Source organism: Microbacterium petrolearium (genome assembly GCF_054782875.1).
The window spans coordinates 1-19419 of record NZ_BAAGRQ010000020.1; the positions used below are offsets into that span (position 1 = coordinate 1).

Sequence of the window (19419 nt, forward strand, 5' to 3'; positions counted from 1 at the left end):
TCACCCGCGCTGAGCTGACCGCGATCCAGGACTCGCTCAACGGACGACCACGCAAAACCCTCGGCTATCTGACACCATCGGAGAAGTTCACAGAACTCGTTGCGACCACCGGTTGAATCCGCCGATTCTGATGGCGGCCTCGGCTTTCTTCACGGCCGAACTCGACCGGCCACAGAAGCGATAGTCACGTTCATCGAGGACCACAAGGACCGTCGCGACGGTGGTCTGCGGTGGGGTGTCGAGTCGATCTGCGACGTGCTCACGCAGCACGGCGTGAAGATCGCCCCATCGACCTACTACGACGCTCGCGGTCGCGGTCCGTCGCCTGGTGAGGTGTCGGATGAGCGGTGGAAGCCGATCATCCTCGGCACCTGGGAGAAGCAGCGGAAGGTGTTCGGCGCCCGCAAGCTCTGGCTCCGGTTGCGGCGCGACGGGCATGACATCGCCCGCTGCACGGTCGAACGGCTGATGCGGGAGCTCGGGATCGCGGGTGTGGTCCGCGGGAAACGCAAGCGTCCCGTCGACACGGCGCTTCGGGAGAGCAGGCCGGCTGACCTCGTCGCCCGCCACTTCTGGCGGTTCCGCACCGACCAGCTCTGGGTAGCCGATTTCACCTACGTCTGGACGTGGTCCGGATGGGTCTACGTCGCGTTCGTGTTTGACGCGCACTCCCGCCGCATCCTCGGCTGGCGCGCCGCCACGAGCATGACCACCCCGCTTGTGCTCGACTGCCTCGATATGGCGCTGTGGACCCGCCGTCGCGAGGGCGTCGCCGGGTTCGCGGGGCTCACGCACCACACCGACGCGGGCAGTGTCTACACGTCGATCGCCTTCACCGACCGGCTCGTGGACGAGGGCATCGACCCCTCCGTGGGCTCTGTCGGGGACGCGTACGACAAGTCCCTCGCGGAATCGCAGATCGGGCTCTACAAGTCCGAACTCATCCACCACGAGGGCCCATGGCGGGACGTCGACCACGTCGAAGCCGGAACCGCGTCCTGGGTGCTGTGGTTCAACAGCGAGCGTCCACACGGCTCGATCGACGACCTCACACCACTCGAGGTCGAACAGCTCGACTACGCTCGCACCGAACCAGTCGAACAAACCGGCTGACACCAGGAGGCCTCCCGGGCGCGGACCGTCGAGGCCCGGCGCGCCGAGCTCTTCGAGCTGTATCTCCGACGCCATGACCGGATCAACAACTGGGACCTGGTCGATCTCGCCTGCCGATGGGTGGTCGGAGGGTACCTGATGGACAAGCCACGAGACATCCTGTACCGGCTGGCGCGCTCGGCGAATGTCTGGGAACGCCGAACAGCCATGGTGAGCTGCTGGACCTTCATCCGGGCCGGCCAGGCCCACGACGCCGTGGCGATCGCCGAGATCCTGGTCGACGATCCGCACGACCTCATACGCAAAGCGACGGGCTGGATGCTGCGCTCGATCGGCGAGGTAGACCCGCCAGTCCTGGTGGCATTCCTCGACCGGCACGCTGCCTCGATGCCGCGCACGACTCTGCGCTACGCCATCGAGAAGTTTCCGCGTGACGAGCGCGCGCAGTGGATGAGCGTGAGAGCCAAGCATGCCGGGACGCCCAGAAGCGCGGCGAAAGCGAAGCCGCAACGCGACGCCGCTCCCCTTGTGTGACCGATCCGCAGCCGCGCGCTGTCCACGCCCTCGTCCTACCGGCAGCAGCAGCGTCTATCAGCGCGCCGCGACGATGCCCGGCGGCATGCCCGCGCCGATCATCTCCTCGTGCAGCACAAGTGCTGCGGCGCCGAGCGCCGGAGCGTCGCGGACGCTGACGGACGCCTGGACGATCACCGGTGGCCTGCCCCGGCGGCGCGATCGCTCGTCGAGAGCAGTCTGGATGCCGGTGATGAACAGCGACATCGCGCTGCCGAATCCGGTACCGGCCAACACGATCCGCTCCAGATCCAGCATGTCGGTCATGCTCGCGGCCGCGGTTGCGAATGCATTCACCGATGGCGCGAGCGCGGACACCGCGACGGGATCGCCTGCCACTGCCGCAGCGTTGAGACGTGCGGCACTAACCTGCCGGCCGACCGCGGAGCTGTAGCGGCGCAGTGAAGCAGCCGGTCCTGCCACCGCGACAAGGCACCCTCTGGCTCCGCACGTACAGGAGGGACCGGCGGGGTCGATGAGCATGTGACCGAGGTCGCCGGCGTGACCGTGCGCACCGCGCAGCGTGCGACCCTGCAGCACGGCGCCCACACCGATCGCATCTTCCATGAGGATGACGGCGAAAGCCTCCGAGTCGGCTACGGCCCCGCTCCACCGCTCGCCGATCGCCGCCGCGATCGCCTCGCACTCCGCGACGGCGTCCACGGCGGTGTACTCGACGAGCCGGTCCTGCAGGGGGAAGGATGCCCACGCTTCGAGAAGTTCCTGGGTGTCCGGCGACTGTCTGAACCCGTCGAACGAACCAGGCACGGCGACGCCCACGCCAACGACGAGATCACGGTCCAGCCCCAGCGAGTCGATGAGGTCCAGAAGGCCTATGGCGAGGCGCTCGATGTACTCATCAGGATGCGCCCGGCCGATGCCGGCCATGCGCGACCGGCCGACCACGGCTCCCCACATGTTCGACACCACGAGCACGGTCGAGCCGAATCCCAGCTGGATCCCGACGCCGAAGCGCGCGCCCGCGTCGACCTCCAGCAGCACGCGGCGCTTGCCGCCCGTCGATTCCCCCCTTCCGGTCTCGAGGACGAGGCCGTCCTCGAGCAGCCGGCGGACGACATTGGTCATCGTCGCAGCAGTGAGGCCCGTCGCCTCGGCCAGCTCGCCTCGGCTGATCGGGCCGCGTGTGCGGATCGCTTCAAGGATGAGTCCACGCGTGTTCGTACGCTGTGCGCGGACCGCATCGGACGCCTTGATCATGCACTTCCCTTCACGCCTGCCGACGGGGGGCGACGCTCAGTGTATCGATCGCACACGGCGGTGAGCGCACTGCATGAGTGACTAATTTCACTTGCTTTAGAAAGTCCACTAGAGTCGGCCCATACCCGACGAGGAGAACCACCATGCATCATGACCTGACCACCGGCTGGACTGTCCGTCTCGTCACGGGCGAGGCACCGGATGACCTGGCGAGCCGCCTGGATGCCGTGCCGGCCGAAGTCCCCGGAGTGGTGCACACCGATCTGCTCGCGGCCGGGCTCATCACGGATCCTTTCGTCGACGACGCCGAGGCGTCGCTGCGCTGGATCGGCGAGAGCGATTGGGAGTACCGCACGAGCTTCGACTGGTCCGACACGGGCGACACCCGCGTCGACCTCGTCGCAGAGGGTCTCGACACCGTCGCCCACGTCGAGCTCAACGGCGTCACCGTTGCTCGCACCGTCAACCAGCACCGCAGCTATCGGCTCCCCGTCGCAGAGCTGCTGCGCCCAGGCTGCAATGACATCGTGATCACGTTCCGCTCACCGTATGCCTACGCACGCGAGCAGGAGGCTCTGCTCGGCAAGCGTCCGCACTCGTACGAGAACCCCTTCAACGCCATGCGCAAGGCCGCATGCAACTTCGGCTGGGACTGGGGTCCCGACCTCGCCTCGGTCGGGATCTGGAAGCCGATCGGCATCCACTCCTGGTCCGGCGCGCGGATCGCCGCGGTGCGTCCCCTTGTCGACGTCATCGACGGGGTGCCGACCGTGACCGCCCATGTCGACGTCGAGTGGGCTGACACCGAGCCCGCAGCCGGCGCGGAGCTCGCGGTCGAGGTGGCGGGTCAGACGGCGCTCGTGGCCCTCGGCCCCGGGCAGACCTCTGCATCCACGACGATCGACGCGCCCGGCGCCGCCCTGTGGTGGCCGCGTGGCTACGGCGAGCAGACCCGTCACGAGCTCGACGTGCGCCTGCTGAGCGAAACAGGCGACGAGCTGTCCCATTGGAGCCGCCGGATCGGGTTCCGCAGCGTCGAGATCGACGTCGCGCCCGACGAGCAGGGCAGCGCGTTCCGCATCATCGTCAACGGTGAGGACGTCTACATCCGCGGCGCGAACTGGATCCCGGACGACGTGTTCTTCCCGCGCATCACTCGCGACACGCTGCAGAAGAGCATCACCGATGCCCTCGAGTCGAACATGAACATGCTGCGGGTCTGGGGAGGGGGCATCTACGAGTCGGAGGACTTCTACGATCTCTGCGACGAGAACGGCATCCTCGTCTGGCAGGACTTCCTGCTCGCCTGCGCAGCCTATGCGGAGGACGACGCGCTGTGGTCGGAGTTCGAAGCCGAGGCCGTCGAGGCCGTGACCCGACTCACCGCGCATCCGAGTCTCGTGGTGTGGAACGGCGGCAATGAGAACATCTGGGGCTACATCGATTGGAACTGGCGCTCGCAGCTGGGTGCCATGACCTGGGGCGAGGGGTATTACATCGATCTGTTCCCTCGCATCGTCCGGCAGCTCGCGCCGAACACGCCCTACTCCGAGGGTAGCCCGTTCTCGTTCAGCCGCTACGTGCACCCCAACGACGATGCGCACGGCACCATGCACATCTGGGACGTGTGGAACCGCGTCGACTACACCCACTATCGCGACTACCGGCCGCGGTTCGTGTCGGAGTTCGGCTTCCAGGGGCCGCCCGCCTGGTCAACCCTGGAGTACGCCGTACACGACGAGCCGCGCGATCCTTTCGGTCCGAACATGCTCGTGCATCAGAAGGCCGATGACGGCAACGGCAAGCTGCAGCGCGGCCTCGGCGAGCACCTGCCGCAGCCGGACTCTTACGAGGACTGGCACTGGACGATGCAGCTGAATCAGGCGCGGGCGGTGGCCTACGGTATCGAGCATTTCCGGTCGCTGTTCCCGTTGAACCGCGGATCGATCGTCTGGCAGCTGAACGACTGCTGGCCCGTCGTGTCCTGGGCGGCCGTCGACAGCATGCGCCATCGCAAGCCGCTGTGGCACGCGCTCCGACGCGTCTACGCCGACCGGCTGCTGACGATTCAGCCCCGCGAAGGGGCTCTGGTTGCGGTGCTGCACAACGACGCCGCGGAAGCCCTGTCGACGACCGTGACACTGACACGCCGCTCGCTCCTCGGCGAGATACTCGCCCAGGAGCGAATGCCCGTCGAGGTCGATGCCCGCAGCGCGACAGTGATCACCGTTCCCGCATCCATCGCATCCGCCGCGGACTCTTCCGCCGAGTTCGTCGCCGTGATCGCAGACAGTGGCGAGCGGGCATTCTGGTATTTCGCCGAAGACCCTGCACTCCTCCTGCAGTCGGACGCCGTCGCTGCGTCCGCGACAGAGGTGCCTGGCGGGTACGCGGTCCGCGTCGAGGCTCGGAGTCTGGTCAAGGACCTGACGGTCCTCGCCGACAAAGTGGATGCCGGGGCCCGGGCCCAAGACGGGCTGCTCACACTGCTGCCGGGCGAGGTCGCGGAGATTCGGGTTCAGGCCCGGCCCGGCCTGGAACCCGCGGCGTTCACGGATCCGAGGGTGCTGCGCTCGGCGAACGATCTCTGCGATCCGCGAAATGGGTGATACTGCTGAGCATGATCACGAGGACGAGGAGCGCCGCTGACCGGGAGCGGACGGCGGTCGGGCTCGTGCTGCGCCGGTCGGTGAGGACGCTGGGGATCGAGGCCTTCTACAACGACTTCATGGCAGGCCTCGAAGACGTGCTCACTGCGCACGACTGGGCACTCATCCTGCAGGTCGTGCCCGATATGTCATCTGAACTCGATGCCTATCACCGCTGGCACGAAAGCGGCCGGGTCAGCGCGGTCCTGCTGGTCGACGTGCTCGTCCCAGAAGACCCACGGCTGGAGCTCGTCGACGAACTCGGTTTCACAGCTCTGGCGCTTGCACATCCCGACGACGCCGGTGGCCATGCCGTGTTGTGGACTGACGAGTCTGCGGTGATTCAGGGGGCCGTCGACCACCTCGTCGCGCTTGGCCACCGGCGCATCGGCAGAGTCGCCGGTCCCGCCGGATTTTCGCATACCGAAAGAAGGGCGGCGGCGTTTCTTTCAGCCGTGGTCGACGCGGGCGGCTCACCGTCGGTGGTCAGTGCCGACTTCTCGCGGGAGGGCGGTGCGGCCGCCGTCAACGAGTTGCTGGACGTCGACGGCGCCCCGACGGCGATCACGTTCGACAACGATGTGATGGCCGCAGGTGCCGTCGAGGGTCTCATCGCGCGCGGCGTACGCATCCCCGAAAATGTCGCCGTGCTGGCCGGCGACGATTCCGTGCTCTGCCGCATCACCCGCCCGCCGCTGACTGCCATGAGCCGTGACATCCATGCATTCGGCCAACTGTCTGCCCGGACCCTGCTGCGGCTCGCCGAAGGCGGAGCGCGCACCGTCATCGAGGCTGACCCCCCGGTGCTGATCGTCCGCGATTCCACCGCGGGACCGCGCTGATCGTCACCCGGATATGCGAGAGGGCGCACCTTCCGGGGGCCCTCTCGGACTCTGTGCGTCAGCCTTGGAAGGCGTCCTCCATCCGCTTCAGCAGATCCTCTGGACACGCGGGATCTTCTCGAGGACTTCTTCTCGAAGATCGGTCAGGTGAGCTGACGGCTCTCGTCGATGCCCGCCGCCTCGAACACGAACTCGCGCGCCGCCTCGGCGATCGCCGCGTGACCCTCAGGGCTGGGGTGGACACCGTCCTCTGTGAGACGGGGCCGCCACAGCCCGGGCTCGGCCTCGACCGCTGCGGCGAGATCGAACACGGCGTCGAGCGGGGCGGGAACGGTCCGCAGCCAGTCGTTGATGATGAGGCGGGTGTCATTGCCGTGATCGAGCCGCTGCCCCTCGAGCGTGTGCCAGCCGTCGATGCTCGTCGTCGCGGGCGGCACCGTGGTCGCGATCAGGCGCGGCGCAACGGTGGCCAGCACGCCCCAGTGATTTAGCATCCGCTCTCGCACCTCCTCGACCCCCGGCCCCCCGCCGCGGATGTCATTCGTGCCGAGCGCCGTGATCACGGTGGTCGGCAACGACCACTGCACCTGCGCCAGCCGCAGCGCCAGCTGCGCCGGTGTCATGCTGTTCTCGAGACGCGCGCCGCTGACCGAGATGTTCATCACATCGCTGCGTCCGTCGAACCGGCGGCGCACCCAGCCGAAGTGCTCGGCGCCGCCTCGGCGGTCGCCGAAGCCGACCCCGTTCGAGTCGCCCACCACGAGCAGCAGCGACCCTGCAGTCGGTCCCTCGGCGAGCAGCTGCCACGGCCCGTATCCGTAGACGGATGCCGTGGGCACGGCCCGGCCGCGAAGGTCTCCCACCGCGACCCCTTCCCCCGAGGAGGCGTCTGTGCTCGAACCGAGCGGGAACCGCCCGCCTCGCGCCACTGAGACGACCGTGCAGGTCGACAGTCGCATCCGATCCGTCCCCACACCGCCGTGCGGATCGAGCGGCACGGGGTCGGACAGCACGGTCTCTCCTGGTTCGATCCTGACGTGATCGCGTCCGTCGAACGTCACCGGCAGGATGCCGCCCGCCCGCACCTCGGCACGGACCCGGATCGGGTCGGTACCGGGCAGGCTGTCGCCGTCGGTGTCGTACCAGTTCGCGAAGACGAGCCGGATGCTGTCGGCGGGCCTCAGCAGCTCGTGCGTGAACAGCGTGCTGAGGGTCTGCGTCGTGCCGTCCGAGAGGTTGCGGCCGTCACCCACGCGCACCGGCTGGTGCGTCGTGGACGCGATGGGGACGAGCGCGCTCATCCCTTCAGTCCGCCGGCGAAGCCGTGGATGATGTGCCGCTGCAGGAAGAAGTAGACGATGAGCACCGGCAGCGCCGCGATCACCATGCCGGCGAAGATCAGGCCCCACTCACTGGCGAACTCGCCCTGGAACGAGAACACGGCGACAGGCAGCGTGCGGTTCGCCGAACCGGACACGTACAGCAGCGGAGTGAGGAAGTCGTTCCAGATGTTGATCGCGTTGACGATGATCACGGTGCCGGTGACCGGCCGCAGCAGCGGGAACACGACATGCCAGAACGAGCGCCACCAGCCGGCACCGTCGATGCGCGCCGCCTCTTCGTATGTCGACGACTGGGCCCGCAGGAACCCGGTGTACAGGAACACCGTCAGGGGCATCATTGACCCCGCGTAGAAGATGATCAGCGACCAATAGCTCTGCAGCAGACCGGCGTCGCGCATCAGGTTGTACAGCGGCACCATGCCGAGCTGGCCGGGGATCATCAGGCCGAGCATGAACAGCATCAGCTTCGGCGTGCTGGTGCGGCGGTTGCCGCGTGCGATGGCGTACCCCGCCATTGCGCCGACGATCACGACGAGGGTGATGCTGACGCTCGTGATGAGCGCGCTGTTCAGCAGCGCCCGGCCGAGGTTCGCCTGTGACCACGCCGTGGCATAGTTGTCGAGGAACAGCCCCTTGGGTAGGGCGACCGACGACTCGGCGATCTCGACCGGCGTCTTGAACGACATTGTCAGCATGATGTACAGCGGGAACAGGTACGCCACGGTCACCAGGACCATGACCACTTCGAGCAGCGGACGACCGTAGCCGTGTCGGATCCGCCGTCTGCGGGGCGCAGCCTCGCTCTTCGGGACAGTGAGGGTCATGGTACTCAAGCCTCCTGCTCCCCTCGGCGGGTCATGCTCATCTGCACGAAGACGATGGCTGCGACGATCATGGTCAGTACGAGGGCGATGGCCGAGCCGTAGCCCTGCTTGCCGTACACGAACGCCTCCTGGTACATGATGAGCGACAGCGTCTGGGTCGATACCCCGGGGCCGCCGCCGGTCATCACGAAGATCTGATCGAACAGTTTGAGCGACGAAGTCATGGTGAGCACGGTGGCGATCGTGGTCGCCTGGCCCAGCAGCGGGCGGGTGATGCTCCAGAACCTGCGCATCGGCCCCGCGCCGTCGACAGCGGCGGCTTCGTAGAGCTCGTCGGGGATGCCCTGCAGTCCGGCGAGGTAGATCACCATCGACATGCCGACGTGATGCCAGATGACGCTGCCGATGATCGACCACAGGGCGATGTTCGCGTCACCGAGCCAGCTGGCCTTGAAATCACCCAGGCCCAGGAAGTCCATCGCGGAGTCGAGCGGACCGTTCGGCGTGTAGATGTACTGCCACAGCAGACCGGTGATGATCGGGGGCAGCATCATCGGGGCGAAGAAGATGGTGCGCAGCAGGTTGCGTCCGCGGATGGCGCTGTTCAGCGCGACCGCCAGCAGCAGACCCAGCGTGGTCTGCACGATCGTGAGGGTGACGGCGATCGTGAGCGTGTTCAGCAGCGCGTCGCGAGCGGCCTCGTTCTGCAGGATGGTGACGAAGTTCTCGAAACCGACCCAGTCGCCGCCGCGCAGCGTTCTGGCGTCGGTGAAGGCGAGCACGCTGCCCGCGACGCTCGGGTACAGCACGACGACGATGTAGAAGATGAGGGCCGGCAGCAGAAACCACTGCGGCACCCGGTTGAGGCGGAACACCCGGTCCTGCTTGCGGGCGGGTCGCTCCGAGGAGCCCTGCGCCTCCGCAGGGCTCCTCGGGATGGCGGTCATCGTCAACGCTTGACTCCGGCATAGGCGGTGTCGAGGTCGGCGAGCAGCCCGTCGATGTCCTTGTCGCCCTGGACGACCTGCTGCAGGCCTGCCATGAGCGCCGCGGCGACCTCTCCGCCGGGCCAGATGTGGTTGGCGAACGGCGTGGTGCGCTCCTCATCCAGGTAGACCTGGATGGCGGTGTTGAGCTGGTTGTCGACCGGCGTCGCGTTGGTCAGCGCGGGGATGGCGCCCTGCGCCTCGGCGAATGCCGCCGCGTTGTCGGGCTGGGAGATGTGGTCCAGGAACGCGAGAGCGGCATCCGGGTTCTCGGTCTTGCTGCTGACGACGAGGAAGTCGGGGCTGAACGGGATGAACGTGTCGTCAGCCGAGTTCGTGGCGGGAAAGGCGAAGATGCCCAGGTTGTCCCAGCCGCCCTCGGTCATCTTGGCGAGGTTCGGCGAGGCGCCCGAGGGCATGATGACGATCGCGGCATCGCCGTTGCCGACCGCCTGCATCGCCGGGTCACCAGGGGTGCCGAGCGGGTCGGCGGTGGTGTAGCCGTCGTCGATCAGGCTCACGATCTTCTCGAAGGTCTCGCGCCATCCGTCCGACTCCGCGAACGTGGTCTTGCCTGCGTCGAGCTCTTCGTAGAAGTCAGGCTCGGCGCCGTTGACCAGGGTGGCCGAGAGCGCGTAGGTGATGAACTGCGTCACGTAGTTGTCGGCGAAGCCGAGCGAGATCGGCACCTTGCCTGCGGCCTTGAGCTTGTCGGAGACCTCGATCAGCTCATCCCACGTGGTGGGCGGGGTGACGCCGACCTCCTCGAAGACGCTGATGTTGTAGAAGGCGAGGATGGCCTGCCCGAACGTGGGGTAGGCGTAGGTGCCACCCTCGTAGACCTGCAGCGAGTCGAACGCCTTCGGCACGTTCGCGGTCCAGTCCTCACCGGAGAGGTCGCGCACGGCGCCGATGGCGGCGAGGTTGAGCACCGAGGACGGTGCCGCCCAGCCCGGCGCGGAGCGGAAGATGTCGGGTGCGGTCCCGCCGTTGATCTGCAGCGAGAGCTGCTCGTTGAGCGCGCCCGCCTCGGCGAACGTGGTCTCGAAGCCGACCCCGGTCTCCTTCTCGAACGATTCGATGAGCGCGCCGAGGCCGACGTCGCTCGTGGTGGCGATGCTCAGCTCCCCAGTCACCTCACCGGTGCTGTTGGGCGCCTCCTCGCTCTGCGCGGAGCAGCCCGTGAGGGCCAGCGCCGCGACGAGTGACACCCCGGCGAGCCGGGTGAGACGACTCGACATGAACTGTGACATGCGATCCTCCATTGGATGATTGGTAACTCGGGTCGTGCAGGACGGTCAAGAGGAAGCCGGTGGTCCGGCGCTCTCGGGCTTCGCGGGGAACTCGATGATGATCTTCCCGGCGAGGCGTTCGGGGTCGGTGAGCTCTTCGAAGGCCGCAGGGCCCTCGTCGAGCGGGACCGCTCGCTCGATCAGCCGATCGAGGGTCTCGGGCACCGTGGCCGCCCAGGCCGCCGTCTCGGCGAATTCCTCGGCGGTGTAGCAGAAGGCGCCGACGAGCGAGCGCTCCTGTGTGGTCAGGGGGTATGCCTGCAGTTCGACGGCGGGCGCATCCATCCCGACGAGCACGACCGTGCCACCGGGAGCTGTCAGTTCGAGCGCGGTGAGGATGGTCTCGCTCGCACCGACCGCGTCGATCGCGGCATCCGCTTCTCCGGCGCCGAGCGGGGCGCTCGCGGTGAACGGATCGAATGTCTCTGCGCCGATGTCCTCGAGCAGCCGCCGGCGCGCCTCGCGCGGTTCGCCGACGATCACGCGGGCGGCCCCCAGACGGATGCAGGCGAGCGCGGCGGCCTGACCGATCGGTCCTCCGCCGATGACGGCGACGGTGTCTCCAGCGCTCACGCCCGCGCGCCGGGCGGCGTGGTAGCCGACGGCCAGCGGCTCGACGAGTGCCCCGTGCAGCAGGATGCCGTCGAACGGGATGAGGTTGCGCTCGGGCACGACGAAGAACTCCGCGAAGGCACTGGACAGAGTCGGGTCGACACCGAGCACGCGCCGCTGCGGGCAGATGTGCTGCTGGCCGCGTGCGCACCAGTCGCATGCCTGGCAGGCAAGCGTCGGATTGACGACGACTCGCTCGCCCCCCGTGAAAAATGTCACGCCTGCGCCGACGGCATCCACGGTGCCGACCGCTTCGTGACCCATGACCTGCCCGGGAAAGCGCCGGCCGTTTGCGCCGGTGAAACCGTGCAGATCCGAGCCGCAGATACCGACGCCGTGCACACGCACCCGCACCTCGCCATCGCCGACGACGGGGACCGGCCGCTGCGCCACGACCATGCGACCGTAGTCCTCGAGGACGAGCGCGCTCATCGTCGCCGCCGGGGCGGCGGCGTGCGTCGCGGTGGTGGGGAGGGGCAGAGACACTGTTCACCATTCTGTTCCACATCTGGAACCGGATTTTCATATGCTGTATCGTGCAGACTAAGCCCGAAAGCCGACGCGGCGCAAGCCGCACTCGCCGTAGCTATCCGACAGGACCGCCGGGCGCTCGGTCGAGCAGCGGTTCGGTGGACATCGCCGACGGGTGCCCAGTATCGTTCAGCCAAAGCAACAGCCATTCGGCATATCGAACGGAAGATGATGCCAGACGACGCCTCCTCGAAAATCACCGCGCCGGCCGCAGACCGGGCCCTGCGCGTTCTCGAACTGCTCGCGGACGCCGAAGAGGGCCAGACCCTCACGACCATCGCGTCGAGCCTGGGACTGCCCAAGTCCAGCGTGCATCACGTGCTGGGAGCCCTCATCGATCGCGGCTGGGTGGAGCGCGACGCCGACCTGCGGCTGAGTCTGGGACTGCGCGCCTGGGAGGTCGGGCAGGCCTATGACCACGCGCAGACGCTCAGCCAGCGGGCACGAGGCTTCATGGACGAGGTGCGCGACCAGATCGACGAGACGGTCCGCCTGGCCGTGCTCTCCGGACAGGGGCAGGTGTGCATCGCCAAGAGCCCCGGTTCGCACACGCTCGTGTTCGACCAGCGCATCGGCGCGCGGCTTCCCGCGCACGCCACCGGACTCGGCAAGGCTCTGCTCAGCGGCCTCGACGAAGCCCAGCTCGACGCCCTCTACCCCTACGGCGAGCTGGAGCAGTTCACCGAGACGACCATGGCCGACCTGTCCGCGCTGAAGGCTGATCTGGTCCGCGTGCGGGAGCTCGGCTACGCCGAGGATCACGGCGAGTACATCCTCGGCATCCGCTGCGTCGCCGTGCCCGTGCTCTCCCGAGACGAGCAGATCGTCGCGGCCCTGTCGGTCAGCGGACCCGTCCACCGTTTCGACGACGAGCACATTCACGCCGCACTCACGGCTCTGCAGGACGCCGCACAGAAGCTCCGGAAGCGCATCAGCGATGACATCTCGCAGTCCTGAGCGCATCCCGGCCCGCGCGCGACGTCTCGCGTCGGAGCTGGCGACCGTCACCCTCGAGACCTCACTCAAGCCCTTCGACGCCTTCGACGACGCCTCGCTGCGCGCCGGCGTCGAGGAGATGTTCACGCAGTGGAGCACGCTGCTGGCCACCGCCGCCGAGTGCTCGCTGCTGCTGTGGATCTCGGACGGCAGCGAGATCCTCGACTGGGCGGGTGACCTCGACGCGCCCGTCGTGTGGGCCGACACCATCGGCTTCAACAACGTTGACGCCGAGCCCTACGGCGAGCACAAGGAGCCCGAGCGGGTGGCGGTGCGCTACCGCGACGATCCGCCCGCGCTCGACTACGACCGCATCCGCTCGCTCGTACGGATCATCCGCGAGACCGGCGAGCGCCGCGGCATCCCGACCCGCGTCGGCGCCACCTTCGACCCCGGGCCGGAGTTCGCGGCCTCGGCGTTCAAGTTCCGCCGGCATCCTGAGATCCTCGCCCGCGGCGCCGATGTCGGTATCGGGCCGATCATCGAGATGGTGCGCCATTTCTCGGTGCTCGACGCCGACGACCATCGCTATGCCGCGTACCCCGACGGCATCCCCGCCGGCACCCGCTTCGGCGAGTTTCTCGGGCGGCAGGCCGAGGACTACCTCGCAGCGATGGGCTTCGACTACCTGTGGCTGTCGAACGGCTTCGGCTTCAGCGGCTACGCCTGGTCGGAGCTGGGCGAATCGTTCGACGGGGCGGAGTTCCACACCGACCGCACCGCTGGCCTGCGGGCGCGGGCGCTGGAGTTCTGGGACGACCTGCGCCGCGAGCTGTCCGTGCCCATCGAGGTGCGCGGCACGAATCAGAGCGCCGGCATCGACATCGGAGCCGACAGTGTGCCTGCCCTGGAGATCTACGAGCGCGGCCACATCGCCGGTCCGCCTCCGAACTCACCGTGGGGTCCGCTGAACGAGGACTTCGGCATCGAGATCTGCGGGTACCTGTCGCGCATCGCGATGCTGCCGAGGGGCTCAGAGGGGTACCGGTTCCGCTTCTACGCCAACGACCCGTGGTTTTGGCAGCAGCCGTGGTGGGACTTCTATCACCGCGAGACCTTCGACATCCACCTGCCGCTGAGCGTCGCCCGGGTGACCGGCGACGGCATGATCCAGCCGCCCCGCGAGGTGAACATCCTCTCGATCGACACCGCGCATGGCGTGCTCGACGAGCGGTGCGCGCGTGAGGTGGGCACCGCGATCGCCATCGACCTCGAGACCCGGCCCGACGCGGCCGGCCCGCTGGTCTGGGTGTATCCGTTCCGGGAGTACCACGAGGCCATGGCCGCCGACCCCGAGACGATCGCGCGGCCGTACGCGGAGGACTGGTACCTGTCCGCGGCGATCACCGCGGGACTGCCGCTGAACACGGTCGTCAGCACCGATGAGGTCGCCGGCGCGCAGAGGTCGGGTGCGCTCGCGAGCAGCATCCTCATCGTGCCCGCGGGCGCGCTCACCGCGCACGTCGTCGCCGCGCTGCACGCACACCAGGATGGTGGCGGTGACGTCGTCGTCTACGGATCGCTGCGTGGGGTGTCCGAGGAGGCGCTCGGGCTGCTCGGGCTGGACCGGGCGGATGCGGGCGATGCCGCGGCGGTCGTCGAGGGCGACCTCGCGCTGGTCACCGACCTCGTCGGCGACCGTCTGCCGGGCGGGCGCCGCGGGATGCTGCGGCACAACGCTCTGCTGTCCGACGGGCCGATCGATCTCGTTCATCCGGTCGACGGCGTTCGGCTGCTGGCCCGGGTGCGCATGCCTGCCGGGACCGAGGCGCCCTACGCGACCGTGCACGGCGGTGACGAGGGCACTGGAGCGCCGGGGGCGGCGATCTGGGTGCGCGGCTCGGCGCCGTTCGACTACTCCGAGGCCGATGAGCGCGGCGTGCGCCACCGCGTGCTCGTCGACCGCGCACGCTTCGACGACAGCGCGGCGCTGCTGCGCGATGCCGTGGCGACGCTCGGCGTCTCGGTCGCGCACGAGCTCCGCTCGGCGGACGCCGCGCGTGCTGTCCTCGGCATCCGTCGTCATGCCGGGGCCCACTGGCTGAGCGGGTACGTGCCGGATACGACTCTGCGGCTGCGCTTGTCGCTCGCGGACGGAGCGCCGCTGCTGACCCATGCCGAGGCGTGGTACGAAGACGGGGTGGCGACGTATCAGCTCGCGAAATCCGTTCACGCCGAGTGTCGCGTGTTCGTCACCCAGGAGGCTTCGGGGATGATGCGCTGCCGCGAGATCGCCCCGTTCCCGGCGGACCGCACGCGCGGCCTGCGCGTCGAGGGACTGACGAACGCGCGCGTGATCATCGCTCTGCCCCCGGGTTCCGCCGCGGGAGCGCGCGTGGAGACGCCGCTGTCACCGGATGCTTTCGTGTTGCGGGTCGACGGCACGGACCGAATCGAGATCCGCCAGGTCTCCGGCCACCTCAGCGTGGCCTGGCAGGAGTGAGCTGCCGCGCACACGGTCGCCGGTGCTGATCACCGGGCACGCGGTCCGGCTCGAATGCGCGCACCGGCCCGGTGCCGGGGTGGTCAGCCTCGGCACCGGCGGCAGCGCTCATCGCTCGGCGACGATCTCCTGCCGCTGAGACCCGAGCCCATCGATGCCGAGTTCGACGACATCTCCGGTGCGGAGGTACGCGAAGCGGCCCGACAGTGCGACTCCCTGCGGCGTTCCGGTGTTGATGAGGTCGCCGGGCTCCAGACGCATGTACTGCGAGAGGTGGTGGATCAGATGCGGGACATCGAAGATCATGTCTGCGGTCGACGAGTGCTGACGCGGTTCGCCGTTCACACGCGACCACAGCGTGAGGGTATCGAGCGCGGGTGAGTCCTCGAGTGGCACGAGGTAGGGTCCGAGCGGGTTGAACGTGGGTGCGCACTTGCCCTTGCTCCATTGGCCACCCGATTCGGCGACCTGCCACGCCCTCTCGCTCACGTCGTGGCTCACCACCAGCCCCGCGATCACCGAGAGAGCCTCCGCGGCAGAGGCGAGACGGTGTGCCGGTCGCCCGATGACGACGCCCAGTTCCACCTCCCAGTCCAGCTTCGCGGCGCCCGTGGGCAGTTCGACATCGTCGTCCGGCCCGATGACGGTGTTCGGGTGCTTGAAGAAGATGATGGGCACTTCGGGTGGACTGTCGCCGGACTCGGCCGCGTGCGCGGCGTAGTTCTGACCGACGCACACGACGGCGGTCGGCCGGGCGATCGGCGCTCCGCGGCGCAGCCCGGCGTGGTCGAGCTCGGGCAGGGTGCGGGCGTCGAGTGCTGCTCGGACTCTGCTGATGCCGTCGGATGCGAGGAAGTCGCCGTCGATGTCATCCGTGATGTCACGCGCGTCGAAGACACGACCCTCGTCGTCCTCGACTGCGGGGATCTCGCGCCCCACCGGACCCAGTCGTAGCAGTTTCATCAATGATCTCCCTTGTCGCGGCTCATTGGCGCGGGCAGTGGACGGACGGATTCGAGTCGACCGGTGCGCGCCGCCGTCTGCAGCGCGTCGATGAAGGCGACCGTGGCTGCCGCGGGACGGACCGGGGACGGGTTGGGGCCACCCCCGAGGATGCTCACGAGCGTGGACACGGGGCCTGCAGCCGGGTACGGGGCTTCGTGATGCGATGGCGCGGCGCAGCGCATGCCGCCTTCGGTCGAAAGGGTCGCTCGGCCCCACAGCAGATCGTGGCTGATCGATCCCTGATCGCCGATGTAACGCACGACCTGACGCACCGCGGCCCCGTCGGCCAGGGCGCCCGTGGACGTCCCCGCCCCCATCGCGCCGCCGCCCAGCGCGAAGACGAAGGCGTCGTCGACATCGACCGCGGTGCCTCGGTTCGCCACGATCCCGGCTACCCGCGTCGCCTCCTGGCCGAGCGACGACAGTGCGGCGGCGACGGCGTGCGACAGCTGCGTCGCCGCCTGACCGCCGTTCTCGGCCGAGTAGGCGGACCGTGAGTCTTCCGCGTGCGCGCGGTACAGTCGGCCGGCACGGGAGCTGAACTCGATGGCGACGTGGAGCAGCTCACCGATCAGCCCCTCGTGGAACCACTCCCGCACCCGGGCCGCCGCGTTGCTGAACTGCGCGGTGTAGCCGACCAGCAGGGGGACTCCGGTGCGTTCCGCTGTCGCGACGAGAGCGAAGGCATCGTCGACCCGGGTCGCGAGGGGCTTCTCGACGAGGACGGCGATGCCCCGCTCGAGATACGCCGTCGTCAGCTCGGCATGCGTGGCGTGCGGGGTGGCGATGACCACCGCGTCGACGTCGGACATGTCGGGAGATGTTGACCACGATGCCGCGCCGAAGCGTGCGGCGGCCTGGGCTGCGCGCTCGCCGTCGATATCCACGATGCGTGCCAGTGCCACATCCGGGTGAGCCGCCAGGGCAGGAAGATGGTGCGCCTGCGCCCACTCGCCCGCGCCCAGGACAGCGATACGACGGATCATTCGGGCTCCTCGAAGAAGAGGCGGCGCGCGTTGTCGCCGAGGACGGCGCGCTGCTCGGCGGGGTCGAGCACGGCTGCGACCGCCTCGAGATGGACACGCGGATCGAAGCCGCGCCGCTGCGCGACGGGGTGATCCGACCCCCACAGCACGCGCAGCGGACCGAACAGGTCGACGGCGGCGCGGGTTCGCGCCGCCAGCGTCCGTGCGGAATCGGCAGCGGATGCGTAGTACGCGCCGGATGCCTTGACGTAGACGTTGTCGCAGGCCGCAAGCGCCCGCAGGTCGTCGACGTCGTCATGGCCGCTGAATGCGAGATGGTGCAGGACGATCGGCAACCCGGGGTGTCGGCGCGCGGCGCCGATGACGGCATCGCGCCAGCCCGGTGGCGCGTGAAGACTGAGCGGAGTGGCGTGCTCAGCGAGCAGAGCGAGCGCGACGTCGGTCGCGGGCTCACCGAACCAGCCGTCGTCGGCGTCACCGAGGTAGTGCGCGACCGCCTGCGGGCGCATCTCCCGCAGGATCGCGCCGAGACGGGCGTCCGCGTTCGGAGCGTGGTAGGTGGGGAGCCAGCGCGAGTCCCAATCCGCCGCGATGGCGAACACCCCGTCGAACGCCGGGGCCTGAGCGGTGAGCCATTCGTTGTTGTCGCTGTTGCCGGTCAACCGCGCCGCGACGACGAGTGCTGACGAGACGCCCCACGACACCAGTTCTCGCCACGCGCGCTGCAGGGACGCGTGCTCCTCCGGCTGGGCCACAGCGGGTTCGTAGGGCCAGGTGCGCCAGGCGTGGCAGTGGGAGTCGATGATCATGCGAGGCCGACCTGCGCGGGGTCGATCCCGACGCCCGGACCGTCGCGGACCGTGGGCACCTCTGCAGTGCCATCGACACCGACGAGCACCTCGAGCCATGCACCGGGCCCGAACGCGTTCACCAGGTGCGTAGCCCAGGGCTGCAGGCCTGCAGCGTGCGGTGCGAACAGCATCCCCGCGTCGACGGCCTGCCGACCCAGAGTCCGGGCGACTTCGAGTCCTCCGCACCACGTGACGTCGAACTGCGCGACATCCACGCAACCCGCCTCCACCAGGCGACGCCCTTCGCGCAGTGTGAAGACATGCTCGCCTGACGCCACTCGCGCCGGCAACGTCGTCCGCAGCATCCGATGCCCGTCGACGTCGAGCGGGTGCAGTGGCTCCTCGATCCAGTCCAGACCGAGATCCGAGGCACAGTGGACGACACGCCTGGCGAACTCGGCATCCCACGACATGAAGCAGTCGATGGAGAGCGGCACATGCTCAGGGACGCGCTCGCGCGTGGCCTCGAGGTCGGCGATCACGCGCGTGATCGCCGACCGGCCGTCGGCCGGGCCGAACCGGGCGGGGATCTTCACGGTTCGAGCCCTGGCGATCAGCTCGGGCTCGAGGACGTCGAACAGCGAGTGATCCGGGACCGTGAGGTAATAGGGAACATCCGATTCCGATCCGCCCAGCAGGCGCACGAGCGGGAGTCCCGCCGCCCGTGCGGCAAGGTCCCACAGCGCGAGCTCGACGGCGGCGATCCCCATCGAGGCGATGCCGCCGGCAGCATACGGCTGGGTGGCCCGGTCCAGCTCGGCCACTCGTTCCGAGATGGCCAGTGGATCCCGGCCATGCAGCAGGCCGGCGAGGTGTTCGAGGATCAGTGCCTCTGTGACACGACCACCGCGGGACTGTCCGATGCCCCAGACCTCGCTGTCATCCGTGCGCACGAGCACCCAGACGAGATCGGCGCCGGGGCCGCGCCACGACGACCGTCGTTCCGCATGGCGGGGGAACACTCCCATGGGCGTGGAGATGCGGGTGTCATCCAGGCTCGTTCCGCGCGTGAAGGGCGCGACGGCTGTGACGACCTCGGTGATGCGCATGCCGGCTCCCTGCTGCATCCGTGCTGACTCCTTGAATAGGACAACGTAGTGGGCTTTCTCGCCAGATTCAATCTGTGGACCCATGGTTCGGCATATCGAACCGTGGG

Annotated in this window: 15 protein-coding genes and 2 pseudogenes; 7 read left to right on the forward strand and 10 right to left on the reverse strand. The window is 68.5% G+C overall.

Annotated features, from left to right (window positions below; translation table 11 throughout):
- The 3 genes and pseudogenes from ACYVJ0_RS12420 to ACYVJ0_RS12430 all read left to right on the forward strand — a co-directional run.
- Positions 1 to 116, forward strand: a pseudogene (locus tag ACYVJ0_RS12420) (IS30 family transposase); the annotation flags it as partial.
- Positions 100 to 1113: an IS3 family transposase gene (locus tag ACYVJ0_RS12425; RefSeq protein WP_460818122.1), complete on the forward strand. Its 1014-nt coding sequence runs from the start codon at positions 100 to 102 to the stop codon at positions 1111 to 1113. The pseudogene ACYVJ0_RS12420 and the gene ACYVJ0_RS12425, both read left to right, overlap by 17 nt.
- Before the next feature lie 51 nt (positions 1114 to 1164).
- A pseudogene (locus ACYVJ0_RS12430) lies at positions 1165 to 1647 on the forward strand (DNA alkylation repair protein); the annotation flags it as partial.
- Between the two features lie 57 nt (positions 1648 to 1704).
- Here the strand turns inward: ACYVJ0_RS12430 and ACYVJ0_RS12435 are convergent.
- Positions 1705 to 2904 carry an ROK family transcriptional regulator gene (locus tag ACYVJ0_RS12435; protein ID WP_460818123.1) on the reverse strand — a complete coding sequence of 400 codons (1200 nt, stop codon included), beginning with the start codon at positions 2902 to 2904 and terminating at the stop codon, positions 1705 to 1707.
- A 77-nt stretch (positions 2905 to 2981) separates the two neighbouring features.
- Here ACYVJ0_RS12435 and ACYVJ0_RS12440 point away from each other — a divergent pair, with 77 nt between their 5' ends.
- Both ACYVJ0_RS12440 and ACYVJ0_RS12445 read left to right on the forward strand, forming a co-directional pair.
- A complete protein-coding gene (locus ACYVJ0_RS12440; RefSeq protein WP_460818124.1) occupies positions 2982 to 5513 on the forward strand; it encodes a glycoside hydrolase family 2 protein in 2532 nt (843 codons plus the stop codon).
- 11 nt (positions 5514 to 5524) lie between these two features.
- The gene (locus tag ACYVJ0_RS12445) at positions 5525 to 6394 is read left to right on the forward strand and encodes a LacI family DNA-binding transcriptional regulator (RefSeq protein WP_449569637.1); all 870 of its coding nucleotides are present in this window, start codon (positions 5525 to 5527) and stop codon (positions 6392 to 6394) included.
- Between the two features lie 143 nt (positions 6395 to 6537).
- Here ACYVJ0_RS12445 and ACYVJ0_RS12450 read toward each other — a convergent pair whose 3' ends face one another.
- The 5 genes from ACYVJ0_RS12450 to ACYVJ0_RS12470 are packed head-to-tail and all read right to left on the reverse strand — an operon-like array spanning position 6538 to position 11883.
- Positions 6538 to 7695, reverse strand: a complete 1158-nt coding sequence (locus tag ACYVJ0_RS12450) for an SGNH/GDSL hydrolase family protein (RefSeq protein WP_460818126.1) — start codon at positions 7693 to 7695, stop codon at positions 6538 to 6540.
- On the reverse strand, positions 7692 to 8561 hold the full coding sequence (locus ACYVJ0_RS12455) for a carbohydrate ABC transporter permease (RefSeq protein ID WP_184219968.1): 870 nt from the start codon (positions 8559 to 8561) through the stop codon (positions 7692 to 7694). The genes ACYVJ0_RS12450 and ACYVJ0_RS12455 overlap by 4 nt, the downstream gene beginning before the upstream one ends.
- A gap of 5 nt (positions 8562 to 8566) precedes the next feature.
- Entirely contained in the window at positions 8567 to 9508 is a 942-nt protein-coding gene (locus ACYVJ0_RS12460) for a carbohydrate ABC transporter permease (RefSeq protein ID WP_460818128.1), read from the reverse strand.
- A gap of 2 nt (positions 9509 to 9510) precedes the next feature.
- The gene (locus ACYVJ0_RS12465; RefSeq protein WP_460818129.1) at positions 9511 to 10800 is read right to left on the reverse strand and encodes an ABC transporter substrate-binding protein; all 1290 of its coding nucleotides are present in this window, start codon (positions 10798 to 10800) and stop codon (positions 9511 to 9513) included.
- 45 nt (positions 10801 to 10845) lie between these two features.
- Complete coding sequence (locus ACYVJ0_RS12470) at positions 10846 to 11883, reverse strand: zinc-dependent alcohol dehydrogenase (RefSeq protein ID WP_460818130.1); 1038 nt, start codon at positions 11881 to 11883, stop codon at positions 10846 to 10848.
- Between the two features lie 267 nt (positions 11884 to 12150).
- Here ACYVJ0_RS12470 and ACYVJ0_RS12475 point away from each other — a divergent pair, with 267 nt between their 5' ends.
- Together ACYVJ0_RS12475 and ACYVJ0_RS12480 are read left to right on the forward strand one after the other, a co-directional pair.
- Positions 12151 to 12939 carry an IclR family transcriptional regulator gene (locus ACYVJ0_RS12475; protein ID WP_460818132.1) on the forward strand — a complete coding sequence of 263 codons (789 nt, stop codon included), beginning with the start codon at positions 12151 to 12153 and terminating at the stop codon, positions 12937 to 12939.
- The gene (locus ACYVJ0_RS12480) at positions 12920 to 15421 is read left to right on the forward strand and encodes a hypothetical protein (protein WP_449569631.1); all 2502 of its coding nucleotides are present in this window, start codon (positions 12920 to 12922) and stop codon (positions 15419 to 15421) included. Before ACYVJ0_RS12475 ends, ACYVJ0_RS12480 begins: the two co-directional genes overlap by 20 nt.
- Positions 15422 to 15529: 108 nt before the next feature.
- Here the strand turns inward: ACYVJ0_RS12480 and ACYVJ0_RS12485 are convergent, their stop codons facing one another.
- Genes ACYVJ0_RS12485 through ACYVJ0_RS12500 form a run of 4 tightly spaced genes read right to left on the reverse strand, consistent with a single transcriptional unit; the run spans position 15530 to position 19312 of the window.
- Positions 15530 to 16384 (reverse strand): fumarylacetoacetate hydrolase family protein, encoded by an 855-nt coding sequence (locus ACYVJ0_RS12485; protein ID WP_460818134.1) that lies wholly within the window; start codon positions 16382 to 16384, stop codon positions 15530 to 15532.
- Positions 16384 to 17412: a Gfo/Idh/MocA family protein gene (locus ACYVJ0_RS12490; RefSeq protein ID WP_460818135.1), complete on the reverse strand. Its 1029-nt coding sequence runs from the start codon at positions 17410 to 17412 to the stop codon at positions 16384 to 16386. Before ACYVJ0_RS12490 ends, ACYVJ0_RS12485 begins: the two co-directional genes overlap by 1 nt.
- Positions 17409 to 18320: an amidohydrolase family protein gene (locus ACYVJ0_RS12495; protein WP_460818137.1), complete on the reverse strand. Its 912-nt coding sequence runs from the start codon at positions 18318 to 18320 to the stop codon at positions 17409 to 17411. The genes ACYVJ0_RS12490 and ACYVJ0_RS12495 overlap by 4 nt, the downstream gene beginning before the upstream one ends.
- Complete coding sequence (locus ACYVJ0_RS12500; protein WP_460818139.1) at positions 18218 to 19312, reverse strand: mandelate racemase/muconate lactonizing enzyme family protein; 1095 nt, start codon at positions 19310 to 19312, stop codon at positions 18218 to 18220. The genes ACYVJ0_RS12495 and ACYVJ0_RS12500 overlap by 103 nt, the downstream gene beginning before the upstream one ends.
- Positions 19313 to 19419: the final 107 nt, after the last annotated feature.

Excerpts from the sequence above, each read along its gene's own strand:
- ACYVJ0_RS12435 (WP_460818123.1), bottom strand. The coding sequence starts at position 2,904 with ATGATCAAGGCGTCCGATGCGGTCCGCGCACAGCGTACGAACACGCGT.
- ACYVJ0_RS12445 (WP_449569637.1), top strand. The coding sequence starts at position 5,525 with ATGATCACGAGGACGAGGAGCGCCGCTGACCGGGAGCGGACGGCGGTC.
- ACYVJ0_RS12450 (WP_460818126.1), bottom strand. The coding sequence starts at position 7,695 with ATGAGCGCGCTCGTCCCCATCGCGTCCACGACGCACCAGCCGGTGCGC.
- ACYVJ0_RS12455 (WP_184219968.1), bottom strand. The coding sequence starts at position 8,561 with ATGACCCTCACTGTCCCGAAGAGCGAGGCTGCGCCCCGCAGACGGCGG.
- ACYVJ0_RS12460 (WP_460818128.1), bottom strand. The coding sequence starts at position 9,508 with ATGACCGCCATCCCGAGGAGCCCTGCGGAGGCGCAGGGCTCCTCGGAG.
- ACYVJ0_RS12465 (WP_460818129.1), bottom strand. The coding sequence starts at position 10,800 with ATGTCACAGTTCATGTCGAGTCGTCTCACCCGGCTCGCCGGGGTGTCA.
- ACYVJ0_RS12470 (WP_460818130.1), bottom strand. The coding sequence starts at position 11,883 with ATGAGCGCGCTCGTCCTCGAGGACTACGGTCGCATGGTCGTGGCGCAG.
- ACYVJ0_RS12475 (WP_460818132.1), top strand. The coding sequence starts at position 12,151 with ATGATGCCAGACGACGCCTCCTCGAAAATCACCGCGCCGGCCGCAGAC.
- ACYVJ0_RS12480 (WP_449569631.1), top strand. The coding sequence starts at position 12,920 with ATGACATCTCGCAGTCCTGAGCGCATCCCGGCCCGCGCGCGACGTCTC.
- ACYVJ0_RS12485 (WP_460818134.1), bottom strand. The coding sequence starts at position 16,384 with ATGAAACTGCTACGACTGGGTCCGGTGGGGCGCGAGATCCCCGCAGTC.
- ACYVJ0_RS12490 (WP_460818135.1), bottom strand. The coding sequence starts at position 17,412 with ATGATCCGTCGTATCGCTGTCCTGGGCGCGGGCGAGTGGGCGCAGGCG.
- ACYVJ0_RS12495 (WP_460818137.1), bottom strand. The coding sequence starts at position 18,320 with ATGGCTCGAGGTGCTCGTCGGTGTCGATGGCACTGCAGAGGTGCCCAC.
- ACYVJ0_RS12500 (WP_460818139.1), bottom strand. The coding sequence starts at position 19,312 with ATGCGCATCACCGAGGTCGTCACAGCCGTCGCGCCCTTCACGCGCGGA.